Origin of the sequence: Reyranella sp. (assembly GCF_965279465.1) — a bacterium.
In the GTDB taxonomy this organism is placed as follows: domain Bacteria; phylum Pseudomonadota; class Alphaproteobacteria; order Reyranellales; family Reyranellaceae; genus Reyranella.
Window position 1 is genome coordinate 7761548 of the sequence record NZ_OZ257242.1, and the last position, 24430, is coordinate 7785977.

The following is a 24430-nucleotide window of genomic DNA, read 5'->3' on the forward strand; positions in this document are numbered from 1 at the left end:
AGCCGAGGTCCGGACCACCGGATCCGCATAGGTCAACGGTCATGACGGGTTTCCCCCCTCCGTCGGGCCGGTCGGAAAGTGCCAGATGGCACTGCTAGGGCTGTTCCGACCTGTCCTTTTCGCCGCGGCCACCATCGGGCTAACGCTCGGGATACTGGTCGTGCTCGATCAGCAGAACCCGCCCGCTCCCCAACCGGCATCCCAGGTTGCCGTTAAACCCATCGTCCTGGCCAATGCGGAACCACCACCTCCCATCACCGCGGCAGACTTCAAAGGCTTTCAGGGTTTCCAGGCCAGGCCCAGCCAGCCCGAGCCCCCACCGGCCGACCCGGAGCCGCCCGCGAGCGACCGCTACGACCTGACCCTGCGGATCGAGAAGGGCGACACGATCGACAAGATCCTGGCCGACATCGACGTCGGAGAAGCCGATCGCAAGCAAATAGACCGGGCGTTGCAGGCGATCCTGAAGAAACGCCGGATCGCACGCGGCGAGGAAATCCGCCTCGAGATCCAGACGCCGACCGGCCCCTCGGACACGCCGACAGTGCTGTCGCTGTCGATCCGGCCCCAGCCCGAGCGCGAGTTCATCGTGAAGCGTCAGGACGACGGCAAATATGGTGGCGAGGAAAAGATCTATCGCGTGAGCCCGCGCATCGTACGCGTCCAGGGCGAGCGCAGCGGCTCCCTCGAGCAGAGCGGGGTCGCCGCCGGCGCCCCTTCCGCCGCGATGACCGAGTTCATCCGCGCCCTCGCCTATGACGTCGACTTCCAGCGCGAGTTGAAGGTCGGCATGAAATTCACCGTGCTGCTGGAGCAGCTTGTGACCAGCGACGGCAAGGTCACCCACCCCGGACACCTCCTGGCCGGCGAACTCGCTCTCGGCAAGCGCACGGTGACGGTGATCCGCTTCCGGCCCCAGGGCGGCGCGGAGCAGTTCTACAACGCCAGAGGCGAGAGCGTGGTCCGGTCTTTCCTGCGCACACCGATGGATGCGTCGAAAGTCACATCGCGGTTCGGCATGCGCGAGCATCCGATCCTGGGCTACAGCGCCATGCATACCGGCGTCGATTTCGGCGCACCGTCGGGCACCCCGATCCTGGCCGCCGGCGCGGGCAAGGTAGTGATGGCAGGGTACAATGGCGGATATGGCCTCTTCGTAAAGCTGGCGCACACGCGCGAGATCGGCACCGGCTACGGGCACATGTCGCGGCTCGGTCCCGGCATCAAGCCGGGCATTACCGTCCGCCAGGGACAAGTGATCGGTTTCGTCGGCTCTACCGGCATGTCGACCGGACCCCATCTCCATTACGAGTTCTACCGGGGCGGGCGGGCGGTCAATCCGCTGGCACAAAAGTTCGCCATGCAGGCGTCGGTCGGCGGCAAGGATCTGACCCGCTTCAAAGCTCTGGCCAGCCAGTATCTGGCTCAGCTCAAGAACGCGCCCAAGATCCCGGTCAGCAAGCCCGAGGCAAAGAGGGGCGGAACCGTCCCACAGATCGCGGGCGGTGACTGAGCAAAAAAAGGGCCGCGCGAAGCGGCCCTTTCTCTTTCTGGTTGTAGCTAGCGTCAGTCCGCGGCTTCGCTCAGCACACGCTCGCCGCCGACCGTCAGCTCGCCGTTCTCCACCCCGACCTCGACGGTGTCGCCGTCGTGGATGCGGCCCTCGAGCAGCAGCGTCGCCAGCGGGTTCTGCAGGCTGCGCTGGATCACCCGCTTCAACGGCCGCGCGCCGTAGACCGGATCGTAGCCGCGATTGGCCAGCCACTGCAGCGCCTTGCCATCGAACTTCAGCTCGATCTTGCGATCGGCCAGAAGCTTGCTCAGCTTGCGCAGCTGGACTTCGACGATGTCCGTCATGTTCGCCCGGCTCAACCGGCTGAACAGCAGGATCTCGTCGAGGCGATTGAGGAACTCCGGCCGGAAGGCGCGGCGCACATCCTCCATCACCTGCGCACGCACGGTCTCGGTCGATTCACCGTCCTTGAGCGCGGCCAGGTGCGCGCTGCCGAGGTTCGAGGTCAGCACGATCAGCGTGTTCTTGAAGTCGACCGTGCGGCCCTGGCCGTCGGTCAGCCGGCCGTCGTCCAGCACCTGCAACAGCACGTTGAACACGTCCGGATGCGCCTTCTCGACCTCGTCGAACAGGATCACCTGGTAGGGCCGCCGGCGCACCGCCTCGGTGAGCACACCGCCCTCGTCGTAGCCGACATAGCCCGGCGGCGCCCCGATCAGGCGGCTGACGGAATGCTTCTCCATGAACTCGCTCATGTCGATGCGCACCATCGCCTGGTCGTCGTCGAACAGGAACTCGGCGATCGCCTTGGTCAGCTCGGTCTTGCCGACGCCGGTCGGGCCCAGGAACAGGAACGAACCGATCGGCCGGTTCGGGTCCTGCAGCCCGGCGCGCGCGCGCCGCACGGCATTGGCCACGGCACGGACGGCTTCGTCCTGCCCGATGACCCGCTTGCCGACCTGCTCCTCCATGCGGAGAAGCTTCGAGCGCTCGCCCTCCAGCATCTTGTCGACCGGCACGCCGGTCCAACGCGACACGACGGCCGCGATGTCCTCGGGCGTGACCTCTTCCTTCACACCCTTGCCGCCGGCGACCTCGTGGCCCTCGGCATCCTTGAGCTTGCGCTCGAGGTCCGGAATCACGCCGTAAGCCAGCTCGCCCGCGCGGCCGAGCTCGCCCCGGCGCTGGGCGATCTCGAGCTCGGAACGCGCCTTGTCGAGCTGCTCCTTGATCTTCTGCGAGTCCGCCAGCTTGTCCTTGGCCGATTTCCACGCCGCTGTAAGCGACGCAGACTTCTGCTCGAGCTCGCTCAGCTCCTTCTCGAGCCGCTCGAGCCGGTCGCGCGACGCCTGGTCGGTCTCCTTCTTCAGCGCCTCACGCTCGATCTTCAGCATGATGATGCGCCGGTCGAGCTCGTCGAGCTCCTCGGGCTTGCTGTCGACCTGCATGCGGATGCGGCTGGCCGCCTCGTCCATCAAGTCGATCGCCTTGTCCGGCAGGAACCGGTCGGCGATGTAGCGGTTCGACAGCGTTGCCGCGGCCACGATCGCGCCGTCGGCGATACGCACGCCATGGTGCAGCTCGTACTTCTCCTTGAGACCGCGCAGGATCGAGATCGTGTCCTCGACCGTCGGTTCGGCGACGAACACCGGCTGGAAGCGACGGGCGAGAGCCGCATCCTTCTCGATGTGCTTGCGATACTCGTCGAGCGTAGTGGCGCCGACGCAATGCAGCTCGCCGCGCGCGAGCGCGGGCTTCAGCATGTTGGATGCGTCCATCGCGCCATCGGCCTTGCCGGCGCCGATCAGCGTATGCAACTCGTCGATGAAGACGATGATGTCACCTTCGGCCGAGGAGATCTCGGAGAGCACGGCCTTCAGGCGCTCCTCGAACTCGCCGCGGAACTTCGCGCCCGCGACCATGGCGCCGAGGTCGAGCGCCATCAGCTTCTTGCCCTTGAGCGATTCCGGCACGTCGTCATTGACGATGCGCAGCGCCAGCCCCTCGGCGATGGCGGTCTTGCCGACGCCGGGCTCGCCGATCAGCACGGGATTGTTCTTGGTCCGGCGGCTCAGCACCTGGATGGTGCGCCGAATCTCCTCGTCGCGGCCGATCACCGGATCGAGCTTGCCGTCGCGCGCCGCCTGGGTGAGATCTCGGGCGTATTTCTTGAGCGCATCGTAGCTACCCTCGGCCGACGCGGAGTCGGCGGTGCGGCCCTTGCGCAGTTCGGCGATCGCCTTCTCCAGCGGCTGCGGCTTGACGCCCGCCTTGGCGAGCGCGTCGGCGGCCTCGGTGCCCTTGGCGAGCACCAGCGCCATCAGCATGCGCTCGACGGTGACGAACGAGTCGCCCGCCTTCTGGGCGATGGCCTCGGCCTGCTCGAAGATGCGCGCCGTCTCGGGCGCCATGTAGATCTGGCCCGCGCCTTGGCCTTCGACCTTGGGCTGCTTGGCGAGATTGGCTTCGACGGCACGGTGAACGGCGCGCGAATCGCCGCCGGCAGCGGTGATCAGGTTGGCCGCGAGACCCTCCGGATCGTCCAGCAGGATCTTCAGAAGATGGTCTGGAATGAAACGCTGATGTCCCTCCCGCAGCGCCAGCATCTGGGCGCTCTGCAGGAACCCGCGCATCCGTTCGGTGTATTTCTCTTGATTCATCGCTCTACCCTTTCTTTTCACGCCCCCGTCCAGCGGCAGGCGAAAGAGCGGACCCCTATCCGGGCATCCTGCGCTCGATATGGTGTGGCCAAAGGCAGGCGCAAGACCGGACAGGCGATACGGCTTTTCGTTGTAACGATGCCAGGCTAAAGACCGCTGCCGAATGATCTCGGTCAATCAAGCAGGAGAATTTCATGTCCGGCGGCCATGGCCATGTCGAAGGCGGAAACAAGAAGATAGCCTTGCTGGTCGCCGTCCTGGCGGCCCTGCTGGCGGTGTCGGAGACGGCCGGCAAGAGCAACCAGACCCATGCGTTGTCCGAGCAGATCACCGCCTCGAACCTATGGTCGTTCTTCCAGGCCAAGACGATCCGCCAGACGACGATGCGGACGGCTGCCGACACGGTGGAAGCGCAGTTCAAGGACGGCGCGCAGCCCATGCCGGCCGGGCTCAAGACTCAGGTCGACACCTGGCGCAAGACGGCGCAGCGCTATGAATCGGAGCCCGAGACGAAGGAAGGGCGAAAAGAACTGGCCGCCCGCGCCAAGGCCAAGGAGGAGTCCCGTGACAAGGCGCTGGCCGCCTACCACATGTTCGAATACGGCTCGGCGGCGCTACAGCTCGCCATCGTGCTCGCGGGCGCATCCGCCCTGACCACGGTGACGTGGCTGATGTTCATGTCGATTCGCTTGGGGACGCTCGGGGTCGCCTTCGCCGCTTTGGGCTTCCTCGCGCCGACCCTGATCCACCTCTGACGGCGCCTTAGCGCCGCCGGCCGGCCCCTGCCGGAACGAATTCCGGAACCTCCGGCTGCTCGTCATCGGCCGGATCCTGGTTCATCGGCGCACTGCGTCCGGTCTGCAGGAAGGCAACACCGCCGAGACCCGGCTCGCTCTCAGCCTGATCCTCGCTGCGCCCTCCACTCTGGCGGCGCTGCTGGTACTCGCCTTGCTGGCGATTCTGCTGAGCCTCGCCTTGGCGATCTTGCTGAAGCTCACCCTGCTTGCGGCCCTGCTGCGGCTCACCCTGCTGGCGATTTTGCTGAGGTTCGCCCTGCTGGCGGCCCTGCTGCGGCTCACCCGGCTGGCGATGTTGCTGCGGCTCCCCTTGCTGAGGGTTCTGCTGCGGCTCGCCTTGCTGGCGGCTTTGCTGTGGCTCGCGCTGCTGACGGTTCTGCTGCGGTTCGCCCTCGTCGTAGCCGTTCCCGCCGCCGTTGTTGCCCTGCTGTGTCCCGTTGAACTGGCCCTGCTGCTGACCATCCTCGCCGGCGCCGTCGCCCCAGCCCTGATTGCCGCCGCGGGGGACAAAGCCACCCATGGTCTGGATCACGCGGAAGTAGTGGTCGGCGTATTGCCAGTAGGCCTCGGCCGCGATCCGATCACCCGAGGCGGCCGCCTCACGTGCCAGCGCCTGGTACTTGTCGAAAACCTGATGGGCATTGCCGCGCACCCGCACATCGGGACCGCTGCTATCGAAAATCTGATTTCGATTGGGCGGGCGGTTCGGATTGTGATTGTGCTGCTGCTTATGCTGATTGTGGCCACCGCCACCGCCGCTTCCGCCACTGCGGCCGCCACGCGACCGCTGCCGATTGTTTGGTCTCATTAACCTGGGCCAGTTACACGCCGGACGGTTTTGATTTCGCTACCCTCTGCCCTTCCTCGGGCGCCGTCACAGCTCAATGGTGCGAGGGATGTCTGGCCGTCGGCGAAGCGCCGGCACCGGCCATACCCCCTAAGGGGCTAAGGCAAACCTAGTCTTAATCCTTTGAGTTGCCAACCTTTTATTGCTTGGCGGGCACCACTCTTTCGATTCCGCCAAGATCTTTCCAGGGAGCGAGCGGCGTCAAGCCGGCCATGTCGAAAAGGCCTTTAACGTCAACGGCTTGCCCCTCTCCAACCTCGACCACGAGATGGCCGTCGGCGGCAACCAGTTCCGGTCCTGCCGCGGCGATCAGGCGATAGGCGTCGAGACCGTCCCTGCCGCCATCGAGCGCCAGCCTCGGCTCGAAACGGGCGACCTCCGGCATCAGCCCCTCTATCGCGGCGCTGTCGATATAGGGCGGATTGGACACCACGAGATCGAACGGGCCATCGAGCCGCTCGCTCCACCCAGCCTGGCGCCAGTCGCCTGAGACGAGCCGCGCGCGGCCCGATACGCCGAGTGCCCGGGCATTCTGCCGCGCCACCGCCAGCGCCTCGTTCGAGACGTCGAGGCCGACGCCGCTTGCCTGTGGATATTCCCGAAGCAAGGTCAGCAGCAGGCAGCCCGAGCCGACACCAAGGTCGAGGATGCGCCACGCGCGGCCCCGGTCCGGCATCAGGCTGAGAACCGCCTCGATCACCGTCTCGCTGTCGGGCCGTGGCACCAGCACGGCCGGCGAGACCTTGAACGGCAGGCCCCAGAACTCGCGTTCGCCCAGGATATAGGCCATCGGCTCGCGCGCGATGCGCCTTGCCGTCAGGGACCGTAGCGCGGCCGCGAAACCATCCGGCGTCGCGTCGCGGCCATGGGCGATCAACTGTTCGATCGAGAGGCCGGCGGCATGGGCGAGCAACAGGCGCGCTTCGAAGCGGGCATTGTCGATGCCGGCCGCGGTCAACGCGACGGCGGTATCGCGCAACAGCGCGTCGTAGGAAACGCTCAGTTGGCGAGCTCCGCCAGCCGCGATGCCTCGTCGTCGGCGGTCAGCGCATCGATGATCTCGTCGAGTCCACGGCCCTCGAGCACCTCGGCGAGATTGTAGAGCGTGAGGTTGATGCGATGGTCCGTAATCCGGCTCTGCGGGAAATTGTAGGTGCGGATGCGCTCGCTGCGGTCGCCCGAGCCGACCTGGCCCTTGCGGTCGGCGGCACGTGCATCGTCGCGGCGCTGCCGTTCGGCGTCGTACAGCCGGGCGCGCAGAATCTTCATCGCCTTGGCCTTGTTCTTGTGCTGGCTCTTCTCGTCCTGCTGGCTCACCACCACGCCGGTCGGGATATGGGTGATGCGCACCGCCGAGTCGGTCGTGTTTACCGACTGCCCGCCCGGCCCGGACGCGCGGAAGACGTCGATGCGCAGGTCCTTCTCGTCGATCTTGACGTCGAACTCCTCGGCTTCCGGCAGCACCGCCACCGTCGCCGCCGAGGTATGGATACGGCCCGAACCCTCGGTCGCCGGCACCCTCTGCACGCGATGCACGCCCGACTCGAACTTCAGCCGGGCGAACACACCCTTGCCGCTCACCGTGGCGACCGCTTCCTTGTAACCGCCGATGCCGGTGTCCGAGAGCTCCATGATCTCGAACTTCCAGCCGTGCTCGGCGGCGTAGCGCTGGTACATCCGGAACAGGTCCGCCGCGAAGAGAGCCGCCTCGTCGCCGCCGGTTCCGGCGCGGATTTCAAGGATGGCATTTTTTTCGTCCGCTGCATCCTTCGGCAGCAGCATCTTCTTCACCGTCTTCTCGAGCTCAGGCAGCCGCTTCCGGAGCGCCTCGGCCTCTTCCTCCGCCATCGCCTTCATGTCGGGATCGGCGACCATCGCCTCGGTATCCTTCAGCTCCCGCTCGGCCTTGCGCAGCTCGTTGACTGCCTCGACCAGCGGGCCGAGATCGGCATATTCCTTCGACGCCGCGACGAACTTCTGGGAGTCGAGATTGCCCGCCGACAGGCTGGCCTGCAGCTCGGCATGCCGCGAAACGATCTGGTCGAGTTTATGAAGCAGGGACATGGGACGGGCCGCTCGTTACACAAAAGCGCCGCAACAGGCAAATATGATATGATCTGCCATGGCCAGCGACCTCTCCATCGTTCGGGAGTTCAAGCGCCGGGCCTTGGAGGCGATGCCCCGACGCATTGCGAAGATCGTGCTTTATGGATCTCGCGCGCGCGGTGATGCGCGCGAGGATTCGGACTGGGATCTCGCAGTGTTCATCAAAGGGCGCCCGACATCAAAGGACCGATCCACCCTGTCTGGCATCAGCTTCGATCTGCTCATGGAAACCGGCCAGCATGTGCAGGCATTTCCTTTTCCAATCCGGCACGAGAAACTGGACTACAGCTTCTATAGAAATGTCCGGGCAGACGGCATCGCACTATGATCGACGAGCTGCAGCAACACATGCGGAAGGCCCGCCGTCTGCTGAAATCCGTCGAACGGCGCGCTGCGGAAGACGACCCGGACGCGGTTGTTTCGACTGCGTACTATGCGATGTTTCATGCCGCTTGTGCTGTCGTTCTCCAGCGACATGGCCGCTTGCCCAAAGACTCACGCGTCATTGATCGGCCAATTTGGTCTCATCGTCCGAGACCTCGATCTCTAAGACCGTTCATTCGGGACCGCCCTGAACGAAGCCTTCGATCGGCGTTCGACCGCTGACTACTCGGTCGTCATCCAGCTGACCAGAAACCAAGCAATGGAAGCCCGAGACCAAGCACGGGCCTTCATCGCCTACTGCCGTACGCTTCGGGCGAGGATCAACGGCTGATCACGACTGTAGAGCCTCGACCAGCCTATCGAGCGCCACCTCGCGCTGCTCGCCGCTGTCGAGGTCCTTGAGCTGGACCACGCCCTTGGCCAGCTCGTCGTCGCCCAGGATGATGGCAGCGCGGGCGTTGGCCTTGTTGGCGCGCTGCATGCGGCGCTTCATGTTGCCGCGATAGTCCTGCTCGACGGTGATCCCGGCGCGACGCAGCGCGCGGGCGATGGCGAGCGCCTTGCTCTCGGCGGCCGGCCCCAGAGGCGCGATCACCACGGGGCGCGGCAATGGCGCCGGCTCGTTGCACAGCATCATCAGCCGCTCGATGCCGCCCGCCCAGCCGATGCCCGCGGTCGGCGGCCCGCCCAGCTCGGCGATCAGCCCGTCGTAGCGACCGCCACCCAGCACGGTGCCCTGCGCACCGATGTGCGTGGTGACGAACTCGAAGGCCGTATGCGTGTAGTAGTCGAGGCCACGCACCAGCGCGGGATCGACCTCGAACGGCACGCCGGCCGAGGCCAGGCCATCCTGGACGGACTTGAAGAAATCCCGGCTCGCCTGGTTCAGGTGATCGGCGAAGGACGGCGCGCCGGCATTGATCGCCTTGTCGCCGTCGTCCTTGCTGTCGAGGATGCGCAACGGGTTGCGCTGCAGCCTGTCGCGCGAGTCGGGCGAGAGCTCGTCGGCATGGCCCGAATAGTAGCCGACCAGCACCTTGCGATAGGCGGTACGGCTTTCGGGGTCGCCCAGCGAATTGATCTTGAGCACGCAGCGATCGAGGATGGCCAGCCGGTCGAGGATGTCGGCCGCGACGGAGATCACCTCGATGTCGGCGCCCGGCTCGGGCGCACCCAGCACCTCGAGGTCGATCTGGTGGAACTGCCGCTGCCGGCCCTTCTGCGGCCGCTCGTAACGAAACATCGGTCCGGCGGCGAACAGCTTGAGAGGCAGCTGCTGCATCAGTTCACCATTGGACACGAAGGCGCGGCAGATGCCGGCGGTGTATTCCGGCCGCAGCGTCAGCGATTCGCCGCCGCGGTCCTGGAACGTGTACATCTCCTTGGAAACCACGTCGGTCGTCTCGCCGATGCCGCGGGCGAACAGCTCGGTGAACTCGAAGATCGGCGTCGCCATCTCGCGATAGCCGTAGAGGCGTGCCACGTCGCGCGCGGTGTCGATGACGTGCGCAAAGCGCCGGTACTCGTCGGGGAGGAGGTCGTGCGTACCACGCACGGGTTGCATCTTGCTCACGAGAAATCGCCTTGAAGAGAGATCGGGCAGAGAAGGCCAGGAACCGCTATTCCGCGGCGAGCTTATGTCGCTCGGCCTCGATCTCGGCAGCCTTCTTCTCGATCAGCTCGACCAGATGATCGACGACGCTGGCGTCCTTCAGGCGATGATGCGGTACGCCGGCGATATAGACCTGGTGCGTGTTGTTGCCGCCGCCGGTGAAGCCGATGTCGGTCTCGCGCGCCTCGCCCGGGCCGTTCACGACGCAGCCGATCACCGATACCGTCATCGGCGTGGTGATGTGCGCGACCCTCTTCTCCAGGGCCTCGACGGTGCGGATCACGTCGTATTGCTGACGGGCGCAGGACGGGCAGGAGATGATGTTCACACCGCGATGGCGCAGGTTGAGCGCCTTCAGCATCTCGAAGCCGACGCGCACCTCTTCCTCGGGCTCGGCCGAAAGCGAGACGCGGATCGTGTCACCGATCCCCGCCCACAACAGCGAGCCCATGCCGATCGAAGACTTCACCGTGCCGGTGCGCGTACCACCTGCCTCGGTAACGCCGACATGCAGCGGGTAGTCACAGGCATCGGCAAGCTGCTGGTAGGCCGCGACAGCGAGGAAGACGTCAGACGCCTTCACGCTGATCTTGAATTCGTGGAAGTCGTGGTCCTGCAGGATGCGCGCATGATCGAGCGCCGACTCGACCATCGCCTCGGGACAGGGCTCGCCGTATTTTTCCAGCAGGTCCTTTTCGAGCGAGCCGGCGTTGACGCCGATGCGCATCGACACGCCGTGATCCCTGGCCGCCTTCACGACCTCGCGCACCCGATCGGCGCTGCCGATATTGCCGGGATTGATGCGCAGACAGGCCGCGCCCGCATCGGCCGCCTCGATGGCGCGCTTATAGTGGAAGTGGATGTCGGCAACGATCGGCACGCGGCTCGCCTTGACGATCTTGTGCAACGCCTTCGTCGAATCCTCGTCCGGGCAGGAAACCCGGATGATGTCGACGCCCGCCTCCTCGCAGCGGCGGATCTGCTCGATCGTCGCGTCGGCGTCGGCAGTCAGCGTGTTGGTCATCGTCTGCACGGTGATCGGCGCGTCGCCGCCCACCGGCACGGGCCCGACCATGACCTGCCGTGACTTGCGGCGCACGATGTCGCGATAGGGACGAATGCTCATGGCCCTGAATGTACTCGCGGGTTCGCTTCTTATCTACCGCCGAAAGATTAACGCAGGGTGACGACGAAGGACGTCAGTGCGCCTCTGTGAGCCGATAGGAAATACCCGCCGGCACCGTATAGCTTTCGCCCGCGCGGACGTAAGACTGCGCCAGGACGTCGCCCCCCGGGGAGCGCAGCTCGATCCAGCTATTGGTTCGCGCCGTGATCTGCGTGTCGGATTTCACCGGCAGTGTCGCGATGGTGGCGACATTGCTCTGTTCGGTAGTGCCACGCGCAACGGCTTCCTGCGAATCGGGACCAGCCGCACGCTCATTCGCGGGAGGCTGCGCCGCCTGCGCCTGTCCGACCGACGGCACCGACATCACGACCAGCGGCGGAGGGGCCGGCACGGCGACGGCCGGCGGAGGGACCGGCGCCGCCGCGGTTTCCTGCTTGGGCGCTGGCCATACGGTCGTCGGCATCGGGTTGCGCTCAGGCGCGGGCGCAATCGCCTGCTGGACAGCGGGCGCGGGCGCGGGCTCCGGCGACGGACGCGAGGCGAGCAGACGATCGGGCACCGGCGGAACCTTTTGCGCCACTATGCTCTCCTGCCTCGGCAGGTAGTGCCACACGGCATAGCCGGCGCCGACCACGAGCAGCACCGTCAGCACGGCAAGTCCGATCGGCGCGCGCTTCTCGAGCATCGGAAAATCGGCAGGCAAGGCGACCGGCCGCGCGATCGGGACCGGGCCGGAAGCCTGATAGGCAGTGAGCACCTTCTCGGGATCGAGATCGAGATGAGCCGCATACGCTCGCAGAAAAGCGGGGATGTAGGCAGCACCCGGCAGCTGGTCGAATCGACCCTGCTCAATCGCTTCGAGGTAAGGACGACGAATGCGTAGGCGCTTGGCAACATCCTCGATCGAGAGCGCGCGTGCTTCACGCTGATCTCTCAACAGCCGGCCAACAGCATGGCCAGGAGATGCCTCACGCTCCATGCTCCGCCAATCGACTTGGTCCGGCATGAGCCCCTCTATTGCCCCCTCGTGGCCGTTCTACCAGAGGGCATTTGGCAGGGCAAAAGCGATTCGAGTTTTGACTCTAAATTTCGACTGCGTGATCGGCAGCGAAGAGCCGCAAAGTCTCGCGCAGTGGGCGATCTGGCCGCGTCAGCACCGACGAGAGAAAATTTGTGGCCTCGTTCAAATCGACCGAGCGAACCATTGCTTTCACCGGTCCGATCGCGCCCGGCGACATCGAAAGAGTCCGCACCCCGATTGCGAGCAAGGCAAGCGCTTCGACCGGCCGTCCCGCCATCTCGCCGCACACTGCCAGATCGACTCCCGCGGGGCGCACCTTCTCGACCACAAAATGTAGGAGCCGCAGCAAAGCTGGAGACAAGTTGTCGTATCGGCCGGCCAAGCGGCTGTTGCCGCGATCAGCGGCATAGAGAAACTGCAGCAGATCGTTCGTACCGACCGAAATGAAATCCACATGCGGCAGCAGACTATCGAGTTGCCACGCAAGCGCGGGAACCTCGAACATCACGCCGACGCGCAACCGCTCGGGAAGCGCCAATCCACGGCGCTTTGCACGGTCGAGCTCGAGGTCGAGCAGCTTCCGCGCGCTGAGCAATTCCGCGACTTCGGCAATCATCGGAAACATCACCGACAACGGTCGGCCGTTTGCGGCCTGCAGAAGCGCGCGCAACTGGCGACGCAGCATCGCTGGACGGTCGAGCCCGATTCTAATGGCGCGCCAACCCATTGCGGGGTTTTCATCACCGAACGCACCAACATAAGGCAGCACCTTGTCGCCGCCGACATCGAGCGTGCGAAACGTCACGGGCCGGCCGTCGGCCACATCAAGAACACGGCTGTAGAGCCAAGCCTGTGCATCGACGTCGGGAAATTCCGAACGCACCATGAACGGGATCTCGGTGCGATAGAGGCCGACGCCGTCCGCCCCCGTCTCGTCGAGATGCTGCATGTCGATCAACAAGCCGGCGTTCATGAACAAGCCAACGCGCGCCTGATCGCGCGTCGCCGACGGCAGGTCGCGCAGCGCGGCATACTTGCGCAGCCGTTCGACGCGCGCCTCGATCGCGGCATGGACGTTCTGCAGGATGTCCTCGGCCGGCCGCACCAGCACCTGGGCATGGTCGCCATCGACCACGATCGGATCGCCAGGCTCGATGCGCGACAGCACGTCGGCCGCGCGGCCGACGACCGGGATATCCAGGGCACGCGCCACGATCGCGACGTGGCTGAGCGCAGAGCCTTCCTCGAGCACCAGGCCGCGCAGGCGCGCGCGGTCGTAGTCGAGCAGTTCGGCCGGCCCCATGTCGCGGGCAACGACGATCATGTCTTCCGGCAGGCCGCTGGGATCGACGGCGACGCGGCCGGTCAGGCGCAGCAGCAGGCGATTGGTGAGATCCTGCAGGTCGCTCAGTCGCTCGCGGATGTAGGGATCGGTCGATTGGCCGAGCCGCGTGCGCACGTCGTCGAAGGCGCGCTGCACACTCGCTTCACCGGTGAGACCCGAAGCGATCGCCTCGCGCACCCGCTCGATCCAGCCGCGGTCGTCTGCGAACATGCGGAAGGTCTCGAGGATCTCGCGGTGCTCGCCCGACTGCATGTCGTCGGCTTCGAGCAGGCGGTCGACATCGTCGCGCACGCCGCCCAGCGCTTCCTCGAAACGCTTGTGCTCGAGACCGACATCCTCGGCGACCACGCGCTGGATGACGATGCGCGGCTCGTGCAGCACGGCGTGGCCGATCGCGATGCCGGGCGTGAGCTGCACGCCGTCGATGCGCAGCGGCAGCAGGCCCAGGCCATCGACCTGCTGCACTTCGTTGGGACTGACGATGTGTCCCGCCGCGACCATTTCCGCCAGCACCATGGCGATGGTCTGCAGCGTCTCGATCTCTTCCTCGTCGTAGAGGCGCCGCGTCCGGTTCTGCACAACCAGCACGCCAAGCACCCGCCCTGCGCGCACGATCGGCACGCCGGCCAGCGAATGATAGATCTCCTCACCAGTTTCAGGGCGATAGGCGTATTGCGGATGCCTCTGCGCATCGTCGAGCGCCAGCGGACGGGCATGGGCGGCGATATCGCCGACCAGACCCTCGCCGACCCGCAGGCGCGTGCGATGCACGGCCGAGGGATTGAGCCCTTGGGTAGCGAACAACTCGAGAACTTCGCCAGCGCGCAGCAGGTAGATCGAACAGACCTCGGCCACCATCTCGTTGGCGACCAGACGCACGACTTCGCCCAAGGTTTCCTCGGGCGTGGCGCCACGCGCCATCGTGTCCCGGAGCCGCTTGAGGAGCATTCGCGGTCCGGCCAGGGGAGTCCCTCTCTCCATGGTCAGACCGCGAGATGCTTGAGTCGGATAACGACGAAGCTGCGGTCAATGATGCAGGCACAGACGCGCCATACCGCCGATTGGCGGGCGCCGGTGGCAGCCAGATGGTTGCGGGTGCCGTGCATGGCCCGCTTATAGCAAGATGTACGCCGAACTGCCTACCCGCTTATTCGGTGCCAGCATGAGGGAAGCTCATGCTTTTTCACCAGGATGCCACAAGGACTTCAATCCGCCCGAGCGAAGCGATGGATCTCGCGCCACGAACAGCGAAGGTCTTTGAAATAGACGCGAGGTCCTTCCCTTCGCTCAAGACGACGGTGGGCCTAATCCGCATCCAGCTCGTAAGCCGTATGCAAGGCTCGTACCGCGAGCTCGGTATATTCGGCGGCCACCAGCACGCTCACCTTGATCTCCGAGGTCGAGATCACCTGGATGTTTATGCCCTTGGCCGCCAGGGTCTCGAACATCTTGAGTGCGACGCCGGCGTGGCTGCGCATGCCGACGCCGATCACCGAGATCTTGGCGACGTTGGTGTCGGCTTTGGCCTCGGCGAACTTGAGCTCGCCCTTGGCCTTCTCCAGCCGCTCGACAGCGCGGGCGAGGTCGGCGCGCGGGACGGTGAAGGTGATGTCGGTCGAGCTGCCGTCCAGCGAGACGTTCTGCACGATCATGTCGACATTGATGTTGGCCTCGGCCAGCGGGCCGAATATGCCGGCCGCCACGCCCGGGCGGTCGGGCACGCGGGTAACGGTGATCTTGGCCTCGTCCTTGGCGAAGGCGATCCCGCTCACGACTGACTTCTCGAGCCCCTGGGCCATGATCTCTTCCTCATCCACGACCATCGTGCCCGGCAGGTCGCTGCCCAGCGCCTCGTCGAACGACGACAGCACCTGCACCCGCACGTGATGGTTCATTGCCAGCTCGACCGAACGCGTCTGCAGGACCTTGGAGCCCTGCGACGCCATCTCGAGCATCTCCTCGTAGGTCACCTGGTCGATCTTGCGCGCCTTCTCGACGATCCTAGGGTCGGTCGTGTAGACGCCGTCGACGTCGGTATAGATGTCGCAGCGATCGGCCTTGAGCGCCGCAGCCAGCGCGACGGCCGACGTATCCGAGCCGCCGCGGCCGAGCGTCGTGATGCGCCCGTCGGGCGAGACACCCTGGAAGCCCGGCACGATCGGCACTTCGCCGGCCACCATGGTCCTGGCCATCTCGGTCGTGTCGATCTCCTGGATGCGCGCCTTGGCAAAGGCAGAGTCGGTGCGGATCGGGATCTGCCACGATGCCCAGGAGCGCGACTTCACGCCTTCCTGGTGCAGTGCCATCGCCAGCAGGCCGATCGTCACCTGCTCACCGGTCGCGACCACCACGTCGTACTCGCGCGCATCGTGCAGCGGCGCGATCTCGTTGACCCATTTGACGAGCTGATTGGTCGCGCCGGACATGGCGGACACCACGACAGCGACCTCGTTGCCGCGAGCGACCTCCGCTTTGACCTTGCGCGCAACATTCTTGATGCGATCGGTGTCGCCTACCGAAGTGCCGCCGAATTTGAGAACGATGCGCGCCATGGACCTGCTCGAAAGCGGGGTATAGACACCGGGTGCACCATATGGGTCAAGGGCAGCAATGGCCGAGTCAGCGCATAATCAGCACGCTTCGACGGTCGATCCGGCCGAGGTCGAGCGCTTTGCGCGCATCGCCGACGAATGGTGGGATCCGCGCGGCAAGTTCGCACCGCTTCACCAGCTGAACCCGGTCCGCATCGGTTTCATCCGCGACCGCATCGCGTCCCACTGGCAGCGCGACGCCTTGTCGGGCAGCCCGCTGCACGGCCTGTCGGTGCTCGATATCGGCTGCGGCGGCGGATTGCTGTGCGAACCGATGGCCCGGCTCGGCGGGCAGGTCACCGGCATCGATGCCGCGGAGCGCAACGTCGCAACCGCCCGCCTGCACGCTGGCGGCCAGGATCTCGCGATCGACTATCGCGAGACCACCGCCGAAACGATGGCAGCGAGCGGCGCGCAGTTCGACGTCGTGCTGGCGTTAGAGATCGTCGAGCACGTGGCCGATGTCGATTTGTTCCTGAGGTCCGTCGGCCGGCTCGCCAAGCCGGGCGGACTGGTCTTCCTCTCGACCTTGAACCGCACGGCCAAGGCCTGGGTGCTGGCGATCGCCGGCGCCGAATACGTGCTGCATTGGCTGCCCCGCGGCACGCACGATTGGCGCAAATTCCTGAAACCGTCGGAAGCGGTGCGCGGCCTGCGCAACGGAGGCGTCGAGGCGCAGGAGATCGTGGGCGTGGTCTACAGTCCGCTCAGCCGTGCCTGGTCACTCAACAGACGCGATCTCGATGTCAACTATATGCTGTATGGCAGCAAGCGCATCGGCTGAAGCATAGCTGCGGGCAGCCAATGCCGATGTAGGGGGTCTTTCTAGTTCCCGCGGGGAATCCAGGGCAGGCGGCCGAACTCGATGCCTTCCTCGGCCAGCGCCTCGGCCTCCTCATCGGAGGTCTCGCCGTAGATGCCGCGCTTGTCGCTCTCCCCGTAGTGAATCTTGCGGGCTTCCTCGGCGAACTTGTCGCCGACGTGCTCACAGTTCTTCTCGACTTCGGCGCGGACCTTCATGAGCGCTTCGCGCAGCTCCTTGGGCATATGGCGGGCAAGCGCCGCCATCTGCTGCTGGGCCTGCTGATGTTCGGCTGTGGGGGCGGGCGCCGCGGGCGGCGCCTCGACCTCGACTGCGTTACCCTTCTTGCCGATCCGCGGGGCCATGATCGCGCGCGCGACCTTGCTGTCGCCGCATACGGCACAGCCGACCAGCGACTTCTTTTCCTGGCGTTCGTAGGTCTTGCTGTCCTTGAACCAGCTTTCGAACTCATGGCCCTTGGAGCAGCGCAGTCGGTATAGGATCATGAAATGACAACGAATTCCGGTGTTGGCACTCCCAAACGGGGAGTGCCAAGGATGATGGGGTGTGATGGCTGACGATGCAAGAGGGACGCCACTTCCCTGGATCGTGCAATGGGCAGGTCTGGTATCATCCCACGCTACGGTGCTCGACCTCGCCGCCGGCCGCGGGCGCCACGCGCTGTTCCTAGCCGGGCGCGGCCACAAGGTCGTGGCGATCGATCGCGATATCAGCCGGCTGCCGGCCCATTCGAACATCGAGCCTCTTGCCGCCGATCTCGAGGACGGAAGCCCATGGCCCCTGCCGGAACGGCGGTTTGGCGCGGTCGTCGTGACCAACTACCTGCACCGCCCGCTGATGCCCGCGCTGATCGAGGCGATCGCGCCGGGCGGCGTGCTGCTTTACCAGACCTTCATGGTGGGCAACGAACGCTTCGGAAAGCCGAGTCGGCCGGAGTTCCTCCTGAACGACGGCGAGCTGCTCGAGCTGGTACGCGGCGCCTTCTCGGTGACGGCCTACGAGGCGCGCCTGATCAGCGACCCGATGGCAATGGTGCAGCGGATTGCGGCACGCCGCCTGCCGTGAAGGCTATTCCGCCGCCTCGGCGACCGCCGGCTTGACCAGTGCGGGAGCCGAGTATTTCCGGTCGTGCTGCAATGACGGCACCATCTTGCGCGCCTCGGCAATCCTGGCGAGATCAACGTCGGCGATCACGAAGCCGGCCTTCTCACCACCTGCATCGGCCAGCACCTCCCCCCATGGCGCGACGGCGATCGAATGGCCGTAGGTCTTGCGGTTTGAGCCCTTGTGCGTTCCGACCTGGGCTGGCGCGAAGACGAAGCAGCCCGTCTCGATCGCGCGCGACCGCATCAGCGTGTGCCAGTGCGCCTGGCCCGTCGGCACGGTGAAGGACGACGGGATCGACAGGAGTGTCGCGCCGGCATGGGCGAGATCGCGATAGAGATAGGGGAAGCGCAGGTCATAGCAGATCGTCATCCCGAGCACGCCCCATGGCGTCTCGGCCAGCACCGAGCGCTCGCCCGGCCTGAAGGTCGAGGACTCGCGGTAGCTCTCACCGCCGGCAAGCTGGACATCGAACATGTGGATCTTGTCGTAGCTGGCGACGATGCCGCCGTCCGAATCGATCAGGTAGGAACGGTTGCGGATCTGCTCCTCCCCCGGCACGCGGACATGGATAGAGCCGACCAGGAACCACGCGCCGGTCTCGCGCGCCGAAGCGCGGCAGGCCGCGAGCATCGCGTGCTCGTCCTCGGTTTGTGCCTTCTGCAGGGTCTCGGTGCGGTTGGCGCCGATCAAGCCGGTGTTCTCGGGTGTCATGACGAAGTCTGCGCCCGCATCGCGCGCGAGGCGCACCTGCTCCCGTACGAAGGCCACGTTCTCGGCCATCTCGTTGCTGACGTTGGTCTGGATCAGGCCAGCCTTGAACGCGGTCGTCATCGAAGCCCTCCTTTAGCCTGGCTGGGCGAGCAAAGCGTCGAGCTTGCCGGCCTGCTCGAGCGCTGCAAGCTCGTCGGACCCGCCAATATGCTGACCGTTGATGAAGATCTGCGGCACGGTCGTGCGCCTGGAGCGCTCGCGCATCTCGGCGCGCTTGGCGGCGTCTTCCATCACGTCCATCTCCTGATAGGCTGCGCCCTTCTTCTCGAGCAGGCTCTTGGCGCGGGCGCAGTAGCCGCACCACATCGTCGTGTAGATTTCGATCTTGGCCATCGGGAACTCCTTGCACGAATTATTACGCCGCCCGCACGACCCGCGCCAGCGTCAGGACATCAACGTGCCGGGCCCCGCCGCGCTGCAGGGCCTGGGTGCAGGCCTCGACCGTCGCGCCCGTGGTCAGCACGTCGTCGACCAGCAGGACAGTCTTGTCCTTGACCGCCGCGGCCCAGCGCGGATGCAGCTCGAAGGCCCGCCGCACGTTGGTCCGCCGCTCCTGCGCCTTGAGACCGGCCTGCGAGCCGGTCCAGCGCGCGCGGCGCAGCAGGTCGGGAGCCAGCCGCGCGGAACTAGCCCGTGACACCGATCGCGCCAGCAGCAGGGCCTGGTTGTAACGGCGGGTGAACAACCGCCGCCAATGCAGCGGCACCGGCGCAATCAGCTCTGCTTCGGCGAGCAGTTCGCTGCCGGCGCTCGCCATCCAGCGCCCGCAGGCGCGTGCCATGTCGGTGCGGTCGCCGTGCTTGAACGGCAGCACGAGGCTCCTGCTCTTGTCGTCGTAGACCAGCGCCGACCGCGCCCGGCGAAAGCGCGGCGGCCGCTTGAGGCAGGCGCCGCACAGCGCACCCGGCCCGAGATCCTCGGCGAAGGGCACGCCGCAGCACGCGCAATGGGGTGCGGCGATGAAGCTGAAGCCCGGCCAGCAGGTGGCGCAGAGCGCACCGGGCTCGGCGACGATTTCGTTACAGCCGAGACAAAGCGGCGGCAGGACAGAATCGAGCAGCCGTCGCCCCGCCGTCGCGCACCATTGCCCCAGCATCATCCGCCGATTGAGCCGGGCAAATACGTTGGCAAAAGGGCAACCCCTACCCGCGATCCTGCTTTCGCCCTACATACAGCCGGTGACAACCGATCCCCTCCTGGTCTTCGATCGCACGACCTTGCGCCGGCGGCGCGAACGTGCGGCGCGCCGTTGGGGCGATCAGGCTTTCCTCAAGCGCGAGATCGCCAGCCGTGTCGTCGAGCGGCTCGACGACGTGCGCCGCACCTTTCCGCTGGCGCTCGATCTCGGCTGCCATGGCGACGAGATCGCGGCGACCCTGGGCCCCGATAGCCCAGTCGACGCCCTGGTGCGCGCAGACATCGGCTTGGGGTTCGCGCAGGCGGCGCAAGGACCCACCGTCGTCGCCGACGAGGAAGCTCTGCCGTTCGCGCCGCGCTCCTTCGACCTGGTTCTGAGCGCGATGAGCCTGCACTGGGTGAACGACCTGCCGGGCACGCTGATCCAGATCGGGCGCATCCTCAAACCGGACGGACTCTTCCTCGCCGGCATGCTGGGCGGCGGCACGCTGTGGCAGCTTCGCGAGGCGCTCACGGCCGCCGAGAGCGAGATCGAGGGCGGGCTCAGCCCGCGCGTCTCGCCCTTCGCGGACCTGCGCGATGCCGCCGGCCTGCTGCAGCGGGCCGGCTTTGCCCTGCCGGTCGCCGATAGCGAGACGATCGATGTCGAATATCCAGGCGCCCTCGCCCTGATGCGCGACCTGGGCACCATGGGCGAGAGCAATCTGGTGGCCGAGCGCCGCCGCGGCTTCAGCCGGCGCAGCACCCTGCTGCGGGCGGCGCAACTCTACGACGAGCGCTTTGCGCGACCGTCTGGGCGCGTCGAGGCCAGCTTCGAGGTGCTGTTCCTTCACGGCTGGGCGCCGCACGCCTCGCAGCCCAAGCCGCTCAGGCCCGGCAGCGCGGCGCATCGCCTCGCGGAAGCGCTCGAGACCACCGAATTCAATGCGGGTGAGAAGGCGGAGCGGCGATAGGATGCGATCGGCATGAAACTTTCCTTCGGCGCGATCCTGTCCGAGAGCTTCGGCTTCTTCTTTGCTCGCCTCGGCCTGTTCTTTCATCTCGTGACGATTCCCTGGATCCTCTCGCTCGCGCTGCGCATTTTCACGTCTGCGGTGACGGAACAGACCCTGCTCACGGTGCTCGCCGAGAAGGCCATCGACGTGATTCCGACCATCATGTTCCAGGTCGCCTGGATGCGCCTGGTGCTGCTGGGGCCGGAGCGCGTCGAACGGCTGCCGGGTCTCGGCTGGTCGCGGCGCGAGACCGCCTTCCTGCTCCATCTGCTCAAGGTCGCCGGCGTCACCTTCGCGTTGATCGTGGCCTTCACCCTCACGGTCGGGACCATCGACCCCACGATGCTGGGCGACGCGGCGGCCAATCCCGACCTGATGCGGCGAGAGGCGATGGCTGCCCCGCTCGGCACCGGCTTCATCGTCTCCGCCCTGCTGGCGCTGCGGGTGAGCTTCGGGTTGGCGGCGACTACCGTCGACCTGCCCTGGTCGCCGCGCCGCTCCTGGGCCTATGGCCGCGGCAACAGCTGGACGATCATCGGCAGCCTGTTCGTCGTCCTGTTCGCCGGTGCCGTGGGGACCAGCGTCGCCGTCATCGTGCCGCTTGCCCTGATGCGCAACCTCGGAGCCGACACCGCCGCCGCGGTCGTCACCTGGACGATCGCGATCCTCGTCTCCTACGGCAGCGCCGCGCTGGTCGCGACGACGCAAGCGGTGATCTGGCGACGCCTCACCGCGTGGCGCGAAGGCGTGCCGCTGGCTTGATCGCGCTGCGATGGGCCCGAGCGTCAGAGAAGGTCGCGCAAGAGCGCGACCAGCGGCACGTCGGCCGGCGGCATCGGGTAGCGGGTGAAGTCCACGGGCATCACCCACTTGAGGACCTGGCCCTCGCGCGGCCGTGGCGTGCCGGCCCATTTGCGGCAGGCGAAGACCGGCATCAACAGATGGAACTTTTCATAGCCGTGGCTGGCAAAGGCGATCGGGGCCAGGCAGCTGGTCGCCGTCTCGATGCCGAGCTCCTCGTGCAGCTCGCGCACCAGCGCCTGCTCCGGGGTCTCGCCGGCGTCGACCTTGCCGCCGGGGAATTCCCACAGGCCGGCCATCGACTTGCCCTCCGGCCGCTGCGCGATCAGCACACGGCCGTCGGGATCGACCAGCGCCACCGCCGCGACCAGCACGAGCGGCCGGTCACCCAGCGGCGGCGGGCCGCCCGGGCAGTCCTCCTCGAATACAGTGCTCAAGAACGATAGCTGCCGTTGATGTCGATGTAGCCGTGCGTCAGGTCGCACGTCCAGACGGTGGCGCGGCCGCGACCGATGCCAAGATCGATGTCGATCACGATGTCCGTGCCCTTGATGTGCCTCGCGACCGGAGTCTCGTCGTAGTTGGGCACGACCTGGCCGCCATCGGTGATCCGCACGCCGCCGATCGAGATTCTGAGCTTGTCGCGGTCGGCGCGCTCGCCCGACTTGCCGACCGCCATGACGATGCGGCCCCAGTTGGCGTCCTCGCCCGCGATCGCCGTCTTGACCAGCGGTGAGTTGGCGACCGCCAGCCCGATCTTGCGCGCAGCACCGTTCGAGGAGGCACCGCCGACATTGATGGTGACGAACTTGGTGGCGCCCTCGCCGTCGCGCGCCAGCATCTGCGCCAGGTCGATCAGCACTTCGTCGAGCGCGCGCTTGAAGTCGACCAGCACGGGGTCGTCGGCTTCCTCGATCGGCGCATGGCGGGCCGTGCCCGTCGCCGTCAGCAGCAGCGTGTCGCTGGTCGAGGTGTCGCCGTCGACGGTCACGCAGTTGAGCGACTTGTCGGTGGCGTCGGCGAGCAGCTTCTGCAGCACTCCGCCCGGCACCTTGGCGTCGGTGAAGACGAAACCCAGCATGGTCGCCATGTCGGGCGCGATCATGCCGGAGCCCTTGAGGAAGCCGTTCAGGGTAACCGTCCGCTCGCCGATCTTGGCCTGCCGGGTCGACAATTTGGGAAAGGTGTCGGTCGTCATGATCGAGGCGGCCGCGGCGGCCCAGCCGTCCTCGCGCGCGCCCTTGATCATCGCCGGAACCACGGCCGCGATCTTCTCCCACTCGAGCGGCTGGCCGATCACGCCGGTGGAGGCCATGAAGACCTCGTTACGCGGGCAGCCCAGCGCCTGAGCCACAGCGCGGGTGCTTTCCTCGACCGCCTTGTCGCCCAGCTTGCCGGTGAAGGCATTGGCGTTGCCGGCATTGACGATGATCGCCCGCACCTTGCCGCGCGCCAGGTTCTTCTTGCACCAGTCGACAGGGGCCGACGAGGTTTTGGATTTGGTCAGCACGCCGGCGATGGTGGCACCGGCCGGCACCAAGGCCAACATGACGTCGTCGCGACCCTGATATCGGACACCGGAAGCCGCCGCCGCGAGCTTGACGCCGGCAATGCGCGGCAGCGTCGGCGTCGTCTTGGGCGCAAGCGGCGATACGGCAGGCTTCATGGACATTCATTTCCCCTTGCGGCCCGCCGTGTCTCTGAGTCGGCGGCCGACGCCGCAGACTACACCAGAAACATCGCAAAACGTGAGTTTTACTTGGGAGGGGCCGTCGGCGCGGGAGCAGCCGGCCCCGCCGGCTTTGCCGCCGCCGGATCGGGCTTGCTCCCGTCGATGTTGAATTTCTCGATCTTGGCACCTGCGCGCAGCTGGTCGATGAAGGCGGTCACGGTCTCCCGAGCGAGGTCCTCGCGGATCTGCTCGGCCATCTCCTCGAACGCCGGCGGCGGCGCCTGGCGGCGGTCCTCGACCTTGATGATGTGGTAGCCGAACTGGGTCTTGATCGGGGTCTCGCTCAGTTCGCCCTTCTTCAGCGCAAAGGCGGCATCGGAGAATTCCTTGACCATGTCGTTGCGCTTGAACCAGCCGAGATCGCCCCCCTCGGCGCCCGATGCCTTGTCGGTCGACTTCTCCTTGGCGAGCTTCTCGATTGGCGTGCCCTTCTTGAGCTCGGCCAGCAGATCCTTGGCCTCCGCTTCGGTCGCGACCAGGATGTGGCGCGCATGCACCTCCTCCTCGGGCGGCATCGACTTCAGCTTCTCCTGGAACCGCTGCTGCATCTTTTCCGGTGTGATGCGCTTGGCGATCTCGCGCTGCAGCCAGTAGTCCTGGATCACCTGATCCTCGACGAAGGCCATCCGCCGCTTGAAGGTAGGGTCGGCCTCGATCTTGCTCTTCTTCGCGTCGCCCACCACCAGCTTGCTGTCGGCAATGCGGTCGAGCAGGGCCGGAAAGACGCTGGCGAGCGGCATGGTGCGGTACTGCGGCGGCAGGGCCTGCTGAGCGATTTCGAGCTCCGACAGATAGATCGGCTGGCCGTTCACCGTGGCGACCACCGGATCCTTGGTCGCCGGGGCGCTGACCTGGGGCGGCGCCGGCTTCTGGGCCGAGACCGGCGGCGCAGCGGGGGCCGGCGGCTTGGCGGCCGGCGGCGGAGCCTGAGCCGGCTGGGATTGCGCGGGCTGCTGGGCGGCGGCAAGGCCCGAGAACGCGACAGCGGCGCACAAGGGAACGACGATGCGCAGCGTGCGCAAACACAGGCTCATGGATGACTCCGGAAGACGTCTCGAGGGG

At 66.2% G+C, this 24430-nt stretch carries 24 protein-coding genes; 8 read left to right on the plus strand and 16 right to left on the minus strand.

Annotated features, from left to right (window positions below):
* Positions 1 to 85: 85 nt before the first annotated feature.
* Positions 86 to 1513, plus strand: a complete 1428-nt coding sequence (locus ACQY8M_RS37860; protein WP_428667644.1) for a peptidoglycan DD-metalloendopeptidase family protein — start codon at positions 86 to 88, stop codon at positions 1511 to 1513.
* A 53-nt stretch (positions 1514 to 1566) separates the two neighbouring features.
* On the opposite strand, the gene clpB is transcribed toward ACQY8M_RS37860, so the two are convergent.
* A complete protein-coding gene (clpB, locus tag ACQY8M_RS37865; protein ID WP_428667646.1) occupies positions 1567 to 4173 on the minus strand; it encodes an ATP-dependent chaperone ClpB in 2607 nt (868 codons plus the stop codon).
* A 194-nt stretch (positions 4174 to 4367) separates the two neighbouring features.
* Between clpB and ACQY8M_RS37870 the strand changes: the two genes are divergently transcribed.
* On the plus strand, positions 4368 to 4928 hold the full coding sequence (locus ACQY8M_RS37870; RefSeq protein WP_428667648.1) for a DUF4337 domain-containing protein: 561 nt from the start codon (positions 4368 to 4370) through the stop codon (positions 4926 to 4928).
* 7 nt (positions 4929 to 4935) lie between these two features.
* Here ACQY8M_RS37870 and ACQY8M_RS37875 read toward each other — a convergent pair whose 3' ends face one another.
* From ACQY8M_RS37875 to prfA, 3 genes are all read right to left on the minus strand, one after another.
* On the minus strand, positions 4936 to 5778 hold the full coding sequence (locus tag ACQY8M_RS37875) for a DUF4167 domain-containing protein (protein WP_428667650.1): 843 nt from the start codon (positions 5776 to 5778) through the stop codon (positions 4936 to 4938).
* A gap of 178 nt (positions 5779 to 5956) precedes the next feature.
* Complete coding sequence (gene prmC / locus ACQY8M_RS37880) at positions 5957 to 6796, minus strand: peptide chain release factor N(5)-glutamine methyltransferase (protein WP_428667652.1); 840 nt, start codon at positions 6794 to 6796, stop codon at positions 5957 to 5959.
* 20 nt (positions 6797 to 6816) lie between these two features.
* On the minus strand, positions 6817 to 7881 hold the full coding sequence (gene prfA, locus ACQY8M_RS37885) for a peptide chain release factor 1 (protein WP_428667654.1): 1065 nt from the start codon (positions 7879 to 7881) through the stop codon (positions 6817 to 6819).
* Between the two features lie 58 nt (positions 7882 to 7939).
* Here prfA and ACQY8M_RS37890 point away from each other — a divergent pair, with 58 nt between their 5' ends.
* Together ACQY8M_RS37890 and ACQY8M_RS37895 are read left to right on the plus strand one after the other, a co-directional pair.
* Positions 7940 to 8251: a nucleotidyltransferase domain-containing protein gene (locus tag ACQY8M_RS37890; RefSeq protein ID WP_428667656.1), complete on the plus strand. Its 312-nt coding sequence runs from the start codon at positions 7940 to 7942 to the stop codon at positions 8249 to 8251.
* A gap of 20 nt (positions 8252 to 8271) precedes the next feature.
* Positions 8272 to 8529 (plus strand): HEPN domain-containing protein, encoded by a 258-nt coding sequence (locus tag ACQY8M_RS37895; RefSeq protein WP_428675597.1) that lies wholly within the window; start codon positions 8272 to 8274, stop codon positions 8527 to 8529.
* A gap of 109 nt (positions 8530 to 8638) precedes the next feature.
* Here the strand turns inward: ACQY8M_RS37895 and hisS are convergent, their stop codons facing one another.
* From hisS to ACQY8M_RS37920, 5 genes are all read right to left on the minus strand, one after another.
* Positions 8639 to 9871: a histidine--tRNA ligase gene (gene hisS / locus ACQY8M_RS37900; protein WP_428675598.1), complete on the minus strand. Its 1233-nt coding sequence runs from the start codon at positions 9869 to 9871 to the stop codon at positions 8639 to 8641.
* A gap of 55 nt (positions 9872 to 9926) precedes the next feature.
* Positions 9927 to 11045 (minus strand): flavodoxin-dependent (E)-4-hydroxy-3-methylbut-2-enyl-diphosphate synthase, encoded by a 1119-nt coding sequence (gene ispG, locus ACQY8M_RS37905; RefSeq protein WP_428667658.1) that lies wholly within the window; start codon positions 11043 to 11045, stop codon positions 9927 to 9929.
* 73 nt (positions 11046 to 11118) lie between these two features.
* A complete protein-coding gene (locus ACQY8M_RS37910; RefSeq protein ID WP_428667660.1) occupies positions 11119 to 11982 on the minus strand; it encodes a helix-turn-helix domain-containing protein in 864 nt (287 codons plus the stop codon).
* A 145-nt stretch (positions 11983 to 12127) separates the two neighbouring features.
* On the minus strand, positions 12128 to 14359 hold the full coding sequence (gene ptsP / locus ACQY8M_RS37915) for a phosphoenolpyruvate--protein phosphotransferase (protein WP_428667661.1): 2232 nt from the start codon (positions 14357 to 14359) through the stop codon (positions 12128 to 12130).
* 356 nt (positions 14360 to 14715) lie between these two features.
* A complete protein-coding gene (locus tag ACQY8M_RS37920; protein WP_428667663.1) occupies positions 14716 to 15963 on the minus strand; it encodes an aspartate kinase in 1248 nt (415 codons plus the stop codon).
* Between the two features lie 58 nt (positions 15964 to 16021).
* On the opposite strand from ACQY8M_RS37920, the gene ubiG reads away from it, so the two are divergent.
* Positions 16022 to 16786 carry a bifunctional 2-polyprenyl-6-hydroxyphenol methylase/3-demethylubiquinol 3-O-methyltransferase UbiG gene (ubiG, locus tag ACQY8M_RS37925; RefSeq protein ID WP_428667665.1) on the plus strand — a complete coding sequence of 255 codons (765 nt, stop codon included), beginning with the start codon at positions 16022 to 16024 and terminating at the stop codon, positions 16784 to 16786.
* 41 nt (positions 16787 to 16827) lie between these two features.
* On the opposite strand, the gene ACQY8M_RS37930 is transcribed toward ubiG, so the two are convergent.
* Positions 16828 to 17310: a DUF1178 family protein gene (locus tag ACQY8M_RS37930; RefSeq protein ID WP_428667667.1), complete on the minus strand. Its 483-nt coding sequence runs from the start codon at positions 17308 to 17310 to the stop codon at positions 16828 to 16830.
* A gap of 64 nt (positions 17311 to 17374) precedes the next feature.
* Between ACQY8M_RS37930 and ACQY8M_RS37935 the strand changes: the two genes are divergently transcribed.
* On the plus strand, positions 17375 to 17890 hold the full coding sequence (locus tag ACQY8M_RS37935; RefSeq protein WP_428667669.1) for a class I SAM-dependent methyltransferase: 516 nt from the start codon (positions 17375 to 17377) through the stop codon (positions 17888 to 17890).
* 3 nt (positions 17891 to 17893) lie between these two features.
* Here the strand turns inward: ACQY8M_RS37935 and ACQY8M_RS37940 are convergent, their stop codons facing one another.
* The 3 genes from ACQY8M_RS37940 to ACQY8M_RS37950 are packed head-to-tail and all read right to left on the minus strand — an operon-like array spanning position 17894 to position 19802.
* Positions 17894 to 18763 carry a carbon-nitrogen hydrolase family protein gene (locus ACQY8M_RS37940; RefSeq protein WP_428667671.1) on the minus strand — a complete coding sequence of 290 codons (870 nt, stop codon included), beginning with the start codon at positions 18761 to 18763 and terminating at the stop codon, positions 17894 to 17896.
* Between the two features lie 12 nt (positions 18764 to 18775).
* Positions 18776 to 19036 (minus strand): glutaredoxin 3, encoded by a 261-nt coding sequence (grxC, locus tag ACQY8M_RS37945; protein WP_428667673.1) that lies wholly within the window; start codon positions 19034 to 19036, stop codon positions 18776 to 18778.
* Positions 19037 to 19058: 22 nt separating this feature from the next.
* Positions 19059 to 19802 (minus strand): ComF family protein, encoded by a 744-nt coding sequence (locus ACQY8M_RS37950; RefSeq protein WP_428667675.1) that lies wholly within the window; start codon positions 19800 to 19802, stop codon positions 19059 to 19061.
* 79 nt (positions 19803 to 19881) lie between these two features.
* On the opposite strand from ACQY8M_RS37950, the gene ACQY8M_RS37955 reads away from it, so the two are divergent.
* Both ACQY8M_RS37955 and ACQY8M_RS37960 read left to right on the plus strand, forming a co-directional pair.
* Positions 19882 to 20793: a methyltransferase domain-containing protein gene (locus ACQY8M_RS37955; RefSeq protein WP_428667677.1), complete on the plus strand. Its 912-nt coding sequence runs from the start codon at positions 19882 to 19884 to the stop codon at positions 20791 to 20793.
* A 12-nt stretch (positions 20794 to 20805) separates the two neighbouring features.
* Positions 20806 to 21597, plus strand: coding sequence for a hypothetical protein (locus ACQY8M_RS37960; protein WP_428667679.1), 792 nt, complete (start codon positions 20806 to 20808; stop codon positions 21595 to 21597).
* A 23-nt stretch (positions 21598 to 21620) separates the two neighbouring features.
* Here ACQY8M_RS37960 and mutT read toward each other — a convergent pair whose 3' ends face one another.
* From mutT to ACQY8M_RS37975, 3 genes are all read right to left on the minus strand, one after another.
* Entirely contained in the window at positions 21621 to 22073 is a 453-nt protein-coding gene (mutT, locus tag ACQY8M_RS37965; protein ID WP_428667681.1) for an 8-oxo-dGTP diphosphatase MutT, read from the minus strand.
* Positions 22070 to 23308, minus strand: coding sequence for a bifunctional glutamate N-acetyltransferase/amino-acid acetyltransferase ArgJ (argJ, locus tag ACQY8M_RS37970; protein ID WP_428667683.1), 1239 nt, complete (start codon positions 23306 to 23308; stop codon positions 22070 to 22072). Before argJ ends, mutT begins: the two co-directional genes overlap by 4 nt.
* An 83-nt stretch (positions 23309 to 23391) precedes the next feature.
* On the minus strand, positions 23392 to 24402 hold the full coding sequence (locus ACQY8M_RS37975) for a peptidylprolyl isomerase (protein WP_428667685.1): 1011 nt from the start codon (positions 24400 to 24402) through the stop codon (positions 23392 to 23394).
* Between the last annotated feature and the right edge of the window lie 28 nt (positions 24403 to 24430).

Excerpts from the sequence above, each read along its gene's own strand:
- ACQY8M_RS37860 (WP_428667644.1), top strand. The coding sequence starts at position 86 with ATGGCACTGCTAGGGCTGTTCCGACCTGTCCTTTTCGCCGCGGCCACC.
- clpB (WP_428667646.1), bottom strand. The coding sequence starts at position 4,173 with ATGAATCAAGAGAAATACACCGAACGGATGCGCGGGTTCCTGCAGAGC.
- ACQY8M_RS37870 (WP_428667648.1), top strand. The coding sequence starts at position 4,368 with ATGTCCGGCGGCCATGGCCATGTCGAAGGCGGAAACAAGAAGATAGCC.
- ACQY8M_RS37875 (WP_428667650.1), bottom strand. The coding sequence starts at position 5,778 with ATGAGACCAAACAATCGGCAGCGGTCGCGTGGCGGCCGCAGTGGCGGA.
- prfA (WP_428667654.1), bottom strand. The coding sequence starts at position 7,881 with ATGTCCCTGCTTCATAAACTCGACCAGATCGTTTCGCGGCATGCCGAG.
- ACQY8M_RS37890 (WP_428667656.1), top strand. The coding sequence starts at position 7,940 with ATGGCCAGCGACCTCTCCATCGTTCGGGAGTTCAAGCGCCGGGCCTTG.
- ACQY8M_RS37895 (WP_428675597.1), top strand. The coding sequence starts at position 8,272 with ATGCGGAAGGCCCGCCGTCTGCTGAAATCCGTCGAACGGCGCGCTGCG.
- hisS (WP_428675598.1), bottom strand. The coding sequence starts at position 9,871 with ATGCAACCCGTGCGTGGTACGCACGACCTCCTCCCCGACGAGTACCGG.
- ispG (WP_428667658.1), bottom strand. The coding sequence starts at position 11,045 with ATGAGCATTCGTCCCTATCGCGACATCGTGCGCCGCAAGTCACGGCAG.
- ptsP (WP_428667661.1), bottom strand. The coding sequence starts at position 14,359 with ATGCTCCTCAAGCGGCTCCGGGACACGATGGCGCGTGGCGCCACGCCC.
- ACQY8M_RS37920 (WP_428667663.1), bottom strand. The coding sequence starts at position 15,963 with ATGGCGCGCATCGTTCTCAAATTCGGCGGCACTTCGGTAGGCGACACC.
- ubiG (WP_428667665.1), top strand. The coding sequence starts at position 16,022 with ATGGCCGAGTCAGCGCATAATCAGCACGCTTCGACGGTCGATCCGGCC.
- ACQY8M_RS37930 (WP_428667667.1), bottom strand. The coding sequence starts at position 17,310 with ATGATCCTATACCGACTGCGCTGCTCCAAGGGCCATGAGTTCGAAAGC.
- ACQY8M_RS37935 (WP_428667669.1), top strand. The coding sequence starts at position 17,375 with ATGGCTGACGATGCAAGAGGGACGCCACTTCCCTGGATCGTGCAATGG.
- ACQY8M_RS37940 (WP_428667671.1), bottom strand. The coding sequence starts at position 18,763 with ATGACGACCGCGTTCAAGGCTGGCCTGATCCAGACCAACGTCAGCAAC.
- grxC (WP_428667673.1), bottom strand. The coding sequence starts at position 19,036 with ATGGCCAAGATCGAAATCTACACGACGATGTGGTGCGGCTACTGCGCC.
- ACQY8M_RS37950 (WP_428667675.1), bottom strand. The coding sequence starts at position 19,802 with ATGATGCTGGGGCAATGGTGCGCGACGGCGGGGCGACGGCTGCTCGAT.
- ACQY8M_RS37960 (WP_428667679.1), top strand. The coding sequence starts at position 20,806 with ATGAAACTTTCCTTCGGCGCGATCCTGTCCGAGAGCTTCGGCTTCTTC.
- argJ (WP_428667683.1), bottom strand. The coding sequence starts at position 23,308 with ATGTCCATGAAGCCTGCCGTATCGCCGCTTGCGCCCAAGACGACGCCG.
- ACQY8M_RS37975 (WP_428667685.1), bottom strand. The coding sequence starts at position 24,402 with ATGAGCCTGTGTTTGCGCACGCTGCGCATCGTCGTTCCCTTGTGCGCC.